The 5,973-nt window shown below is 70.4% G+C and carries 7 protein-coding genes; 6 read left to right on the forward strand and 1 reads right to left on the reverse strand.

What is annotated here, in order from left to right; genetic code table 11:
• The 3 genes from ABZ818_RS42325 to truA all read left to right on the forward strand — a co-directional run.
• On the forward strand, positions 1-209 hold a 209-nt coding region (locus ABZ818_RS42325), incomplete at its 5' end, for a DNA-directed RNA polymerase subunit alpha C-terminal domain-containing protein (protein ID WP_358822702.1).
• A 191-nt stretch (positions 210-400) separates the two neighbouring features.
• Positions 401-907 (forward strand): 50S ribosomal protein L17, encoded by a 507-nt coding sequence (rplQ, locus tag ABZ818_RS42330; protein WP_361427544.1) that lies wholly within the window; start codon positions 401-403, stop codon positions 905-907.
• 91 nt (positions 908-998) lie between these two features.
• Positions 999-1,853 (forward strand): tRNA pseudouridine(38-40) synthase TruA, encoded by an 855-nt coding sequence (gene truA / locus ABZ818_RS42335; RefSeq protein ID WP_361427547.1) that lies wholly within the window; start codon positions 999-1,001, stop codon positions 1,851-1,853.
• A gap of 58 nt (positions 1,854-1,911) precedes the next feature.
• Here the strand turns inward: truA and ABZ818_RS42340 are convergent, their stop codons facing one another.
• Entirely contained in the window at positions 1,912-2,793 is an 882-nt protein-coding gene (locus tag ABZ818_RS42340; protein WP_361427550.1) for a hypothetical protein, read from the reverse strand.
• Between the two features lie 377 nt (positions 2,794-3,170).
• Here ABZ818_RS42340 and rplM point away from each other — a divergent pair, with 377 nt between their 5' ends.
• The 3 genes from rplM to glmM all read left to right on the forward strand — a co-directional run bounded on the left by rplM (position 3,171) and on the right by glmM (position 5,731).
• Positions 3,171-3,614 carry a 50S ribosomal protein L13 gene (rplM, locus tag ABZ818_RS42345; RefSeq protein ID WP_030173943.1) on the forward strand — a complete coding sequence of 148 codons (444 nt, stop codon included), beginning with the start codon at positions 3,171-3,173 and terminating at the stop codon, positions 3,612-3,614.
• A 42-nt stretch (positions 3,615-3,656) separates the two neighbouring features.
• Positions 3,657-4,169 carry a 30S ribosomal protein S9 gene (rpsI, locus tag ABZ818_RS42350; protein WP_095750302.1) on the forward strand — a complete coding sequence of 171 codons (513 nt, stop codon included), beginning with the start codon at positions 3,657-3,659 and terminating at the stop codon, positions 4,167-4,169.
• Between the two features lie 203 nt (positions 4,170-4,372).
• Positions 4,373-5,731, forward strand: coding sequence for a phosphoglucosamine mutase (glmM, locus tag ABZ818_RS42355; protein WP_361427554.1), 1,359 nt, complete (start codon positions 4,373-4,375; stop codon positions 5,729-5,731).
• Positions 5,732-5,973 lie beyond the last annotated feature (242 nt).

A 5,973-nucleotide genomic window follows, 5' to 3' on the forward strand; every position in this document is an offset into this window, starting at 1 on the left:
TGGGTGAGCTCGTCGCCCGCTCCGAGGCCGACCTGCTGGACATCCGCAACTTCGGTGCGAAGTCCATCGACGAGGTCAAGGCGAAGCTGGCCGGCATGGGCCTGGCCCTGAAGGACAGCCCGCCCGGATTCGACCCGACCGCCGCCGCCGACGCCTTCGGCGCGGACGACGACGCGGACGCGGGCTTCGTCGAGACCGAGCAGTACTGAGCTCGGGACCGACTGCCGGTTTCTGGCTGCGGGCCCGCTGTGGCTGGTCGCGCAGTTCCCCGCGCCCCTCTGGGGCGCGGGTCCTCCGGAAGCCATGAAAAGGCGTCCGGATCTCCGACGGGCAAACCCGCTCGCTCGGATACTGACCCCGGTACCTGATACGGCCGGGGCAGACAACTAGGAGAAGAACCATGCCGAAGCCCGCCAAGGGTGCCCGTCTGGGCGGCGGCGCCGCGCACGAGAAGCTGCTCCTCGCGAACCTCGCGAAGGCGCTGTTCGAGCACGGCCGCATCACCACCACCGAGGCGAAGGCCCGCCGCCTGCGCCCGTACGCCGAGCGTCTGGTCACCAAGGCGAAGAAGGGCGACCTTCACAACCGCCGCCAGGTGCTCCAGGTCATCACGGACAAGAGCATCGTCCACACGCTCTTCACCGAGATCGGCCCGCGGTACGAGAACCGTCCGGGTGGCTACACCCGCATCACCAAGATCGGCAACCGCCGTGGCGACAACGCGCCCATGGCCGTCATCGAGCTGGTCGAGGCGCTGACGGTGCAGCAGAACGCCGTGGGTGAGGCCGAGGCCGCCACCAAGCGTGCGGTCAAGGAGGCCGAGGAGGCCAAGGTCGAGGAGACCAAGGCGGACGAGGCTCCGGCCGAGGCCACCGAGGCTCCCGCCGAGGAGTCCAAGGACGCCTGAGGCCCTGCCTGACGTCGGAAGCGGGTCCGCCCCTCGGGGCGGGCCCGCTTCCGCGTTTCTTCCGGGGGATCCGCCCTGAGAGGATCTGCACGTGAGTGACGAAGTACAGCCCGGTCATGTCCGCGTCCGTCTCGACCTGTCCTACGACGGCACCGCCTTCCACGGCTGGGCCAAGCAGGCCGGCGGCAGGCGGACCGTGCAGGGGGAGATCGAGGACGCGCTGCGCACGGTCACGCGGTCCGCGGAGACGTACGAGCTGACCGTGGCCGGACGGACCGACGCCGGGGTGCACGCGCGGGGCCAGGTGGCGCACGTGGACCTGCCCGAGCGCGTCTGGCGCGAGCACCACGAGAAGCTGCTCAAACGGCTCGCCGGGCGGCTGCCCAGGGATGTGCGGGTGTGGGCGCTGCGGCCCGCGCCCAGCGGCTTCAACGCCCGGTTCTCGGCCGTCTGGCGCCGCTACGCCTACCGCGTCACCGACAACCCCGGCGGTGTCGACCCGCTGCTGCGGGGCCATGTCCTGTGGCACGACTGGCCCCTCGACGTCGAGGCCATGAACGAGGCCGCGCGGCGGCTGCTGGGGGAGCACGACTTCGCCGCCTACTGCAAGAAGCGGGAGGGCGCGACCACCATCCGCACGCTCCAGGAACTGAGCCTCGAACGCGGCGGCGACGGCATCATCACGGCCACGGTCCGTGCCGACGCGTTCTGCCACAACATGGTGCGCTCGCTCATCGGGGCGCTGCTGTTCGTCGGTGACGGCCACCGTCCGCCGGACTGGCCCGGAAAGGTGCTGGCCGCGGGGGTGCGGGACTCCGCCGTGCACGTCGTGCGGCCGCACGGGCTGACCCTTGAGGAGGTCGGCTACCCGGCCGACGAGCTGCTCGCCGCGCGCAGCCGGGAGGCGCGCAACAAGCGGTCCCTGCCGGCGGCCGGCTGCTGCTGAGCGGCGGTCCGCCGGTCCCCCGTGTGTCGCCCGCCGCCGTGTCGCGGCGGGCGGCCGGCTACTGGTTGGCCGCGGCCGACGCCTGGGTCTCGCCGCGCCGGCGGATCTGCTGGAAGGAGAACTCGGCGAGGTCGTCGCCGGCCCGGAAGGCCGCGGTGTCCTTGTTCGTCACGCTCGTGCCGTTGGTGAAGCCGGTGAGGGTGAAGTAGGCGTAGCGGCCGTAGGAGTTGGTCGTGGAGCGGCAGACGGCGCCGTTGCAGAAGGCCTTGACGCCGCTGCCGGACAGCGGCTTGATGATGCTCTTCTTGTCCGTCTCGCTCTTCGCCTTGAGCGCCTGCGCCTCGGTGTCGAAGACCGCGATGCCGACCGTGACCGCGGCGCCGCCCTGGCTGTAGGTCACCCGCAGCAGGCGGGTGCAGTCGTTGTCCGTGAGGGCCTTGACGAGCGTGCCCTGGGCGGCCGTGGCGCAGCTCTTGGCGTCGTCCGTGGGGCCCTTCTTGTACACGGTCTCGCCCATGGTCAGCTGGGTGCCCGGGAAGAGCGTGTCCGTGCTGAGGGGGGCCGTGTCCTTCTTCGCGCTGGATATGAAGTCCTTCGGGTCCAGCGGAGGCGGAGCGGTGGTCGGGGCGAAGGACGGCCCCGTGGCGGACTCGCTCGGCAGGGCGGAGGTGCCGGGCGGCTGGGTGGCCGGCCCGCCCGACGCGTTGTTGTCGCCGTTCGCCGACACCACGGCCATGGCGACGGCCGCGCCGATCCCGACGGTGGCCAGCAGGCCACCGCCGACGAACAGCAGCCGGCGCCTTCTGTTCCGCGCCTCAGAGGCCTCGGCGAGCGCGGCCCAGTCCGGGGTCTGGCCGCTGCCTCCGCTGTTCCGCGACTGCTCAGAATTCGGTTTCCAGGGATCCCACTGGGACTGCGAGCCCCCCTGCCCATAACTCATGGGGCGCATCTTAGACGGGGTCCGAGGGCCCTCCGCGCGCCCGCCGCCGGCCCTCCCGGGGCCTTAGGTGCACGCCGGTACAAAGCGACGCGCCGCCGACGGATACCAGCCGTCGAGCGGCCGGGAATGCGGTGCCGGAACCGCCGGGACCCTCGGTCGCGCACCGTTTTGACCGTTCCAGGGCGCCACGGGTATCCTGCATCTTCGTTGTGTATTGGCTTGCTCATTCTCACGGGACGGGCCCTTACACCGGTCCACCGGGCCGATGACCAGCGACCAGCACGCGGTTTGCGTCACCGTGGTGCGGTCAGGGCTGTCGTGATCGTCTTCGGTGACCTTGTCAGGACCACCCACTGAAGAAGCGAAGGCTACGAACCGTGCGTACGTACAGCCCCAAGCCCGGCGACATCACGCGCCAGTGGCACGTCATTGACGCCCAGGACGTCGTCCTGGGCCGCCTGGCGTCCACCGCCGCCACCCTCCTGCGGGGCAAGCACAAGCCGATCTACGCGCCGCACGTCGACGCTGGTGACTTCGTCATCATCATCAACGCGGACAAGGTGCACCTCTCCGGCAACAAGCGGACCCAGAAGATGGCGTACCGCCACTCCGGCTACCCGGGTGGTCTGCGCTCCGTCCGTTACGACGAGCTGCTCGACAAGAACCCGGAGAAGGCCATCGAGAAGGCCGTCAAGGGCATGCTCCCCAAGAACTCCCTGGGCCGTCAGATGCTCTCGAAGCTGAAGGTCTACAAGGGTGACCAGCACCCGCACGGCGCCCAGCAGCCGGTGCCGTTCGAGATCACCCAGGTCGCGCAGTAAGTCCGGCCACCCCCTAAGACTGAAGAGAATCTGAGGAGAATCGTGGCCGAGACCACTGCCGAGCAGCCGCTCGAAGAGCTTGACATCGACAGCTACACCACCGAGTCCGAGGTCCCCGTCGAGGGCGAGTACACCTCGGAGTCCATGGCCTCCCGCTTCGGCGAGCCGCAGCCGGCCGCCGGCCTGGGCCGCCGCAAGAACGCCATCGCCCGCGTCCGGATCGTCCCGGGCTCCGGCAAGTGGAAGATCAACGGCCGCACCCTCGAGGACTACTTCCCGAACAAGGTGCACCAGCAGGAAGTCAACGAGCCCTTCAAGGTGCTCGAGCTCGAGGGCCGTTACGACGTCATCGCCCGCATCGCCGGTGGCGGCGTCTCCGGCCAGGCCGGTGCCCTCCGCCTCGGTGTCGCCCGTGCCCTGAACGAGGCCGACGTCGACAACAACCGCGGCGCGCTCAAGAAGGCCGGCTTCCTGCGTCGTGACGACCGTGCGGTCGAGCGCAAGAAGGCCGGTCTGAAGAAGGCCCGCAAGGCCCCGCAGTACAGCAAGCGCTAATCTCAACGGCGCCCCTGCACGTACTCCGAACGCCCCGGCGGCACGCCTATGTGCCTCCGGGGCGTTCGTTTATCGCACGGCTTCGGCGTATAACGGCACAAGGTGCTCAACGGCTGGTGTGATCGGATGCCCGGAGCGTCGAATGCCATGGACCGGCCCACGGACCGGCCCCTTCTCGAACTGACGCTTCCTCAGGAGGACAAGTGGGACGACTCTTCGGCACGGACGGCGTCCGTGGTGTCGCCAACGCGGACCTGACCGCCGAGCTGGCGCTCGGCCTCTCGGTCGCGGCGGCGCACGTACTGGCCGAGGCGGGCACCTTCGAGGGCCACCGGCCGACGGCCGTGGTCGGGCGGGATCCGCGCGCGTCCGGGGAGTTCCTGGAGGCGGCCGTGGTCGCGGGCCTGGCGAGCGCGGGTGTGGACGTCCTGCGGGTCGGCGTGCTGCCGACGCCGGCGGTGGCGTACCTGACCGGGGCGCTCGGCGCCGACCTCGGCGTGATGCTCTCGGCCAGCCACAACGCCATGCCCGACAACGGCATCAAGTTCTTCGCCCGGGGCGGTCACAAGCTCGCCGACGAGCTGGAGGACCGGATCGAGTCCGTCTACGAGGAGCACCGCACCGGCGCGCCCTGGAACCGCCCGACGGGCGCCGGCGTGGGCCGGGTACGCGACTACGACGAGGGCTTCGACGGGTACGTCGGCCACCTCGTCGGCGTCCTGCCGAACCGGCTCGACGGGCTGAAGATCGTGCTCGACGAGGCGCACGGCGCCGCGTCCGGCGTCTCGCCGGAGGCCTTCCGGCGTGCCGGGGCCGAGGTCGTCACCATCGGCGCCGACCCGGACGGCCTCAACATCAACGACGGCTGCGGCTCGACCCACCTCGGCCCGCTCAAGGCCGCCGTCGTCGAGCACGGCGCCGCCCTCGGCATCGCGCACGACGGCGACGCCGACCGCTGCCTGGCCGTGGACCACACGGGCGAGGAGATCGACGGCGACCAGATCCTGTCCGTGCTCGCACTGGCGATGCGGGAGCGTTCCGCACTGCGCTCCGACACCGTCGTCGCGACCGTGATGTCGAACCTGGGCTTCAAGCTGGCCATGGAGCGCGAGGGCATCCAGCTCGTGCAGACCGCCGTCGGCGACCGCTACGTCCTGGAGGAGATGAAGGACAAGGGCTACGCCCTCGGCGGCGAGCAGTCCGGCCACGTCATCATCCTGGACCACGCCACCACCGGCGACGGCACGCTCACCGGCCTGTTGCTGGCCGCCCGGGTCGCCGGGACCGGTCGTACGCTGCGGGACCTGGCCTCCGTGATGGAGCGCCTGCCGCAGGTCCTCATCAACGTCCCCGACGTGGACAAGTCCCGGGTGAAGACCTCTGCCGACCTGGCCGCCGCGGTCGCCGAGGCGGAGCGGGAGCTGGGCGGGACCGGCCGGGTGCTGCTGCGCCCGTCGGGCACCGAGCCGCTGGTCCGGGTGATGGTCGAGGCCGCGGACATCGAGCAGGCCCGCTCGGTGGCGGGCCGCCTGGCGGATTCGGTGAAGTCGGCGCTCGGCTAGTCCCGGCCGGGATCTAGTGCTGCGACCGGAATCCAGTACGCGGGCGATGCTCCGCCTTGCGATGCTCCCCCACTGCCTGAAGGGCGTGGGAGGTGCCCCCAGCACCGGACGCCGCGAGCTTCCCGGCAAACCTTTCCGGTCACAGCACTAGTAGACTGTCGCAGCTAATATTTGGGATAGAGATGGCGCAGTTTGATGCGTGCATCGTGGGTGGTGAATTGCCAGTCCACCTGACGCTGGTC

It is taken from the genome of Streptomyces sp. NPDC047453, assembly GCF_040643155.1.
Classification (GTDB): Bacteria; Actinomycetota; Actinomycetes; order Streptomycetales; family Streptomycetaceae; genus Streptomyces.

What these genes read in the sequence shown, in the direction of transcription:
- rplQ (WP_361427544.1), top strand. Translation starts at nt 401, where the DNA reads ATGCCGAAGCCCGCCAAGGGTGCCCGTCTGGGCGGCGGCGCCGCGCAC.
- ABZ818_RS42340 (WP_361427550.1), bottom strand. Translation starts at nt 2,793, where the DNA reads ATGAGTTATGGGCAGGGGGGCTCGCAGTCCCAGTGGGATCCCTGGAAA.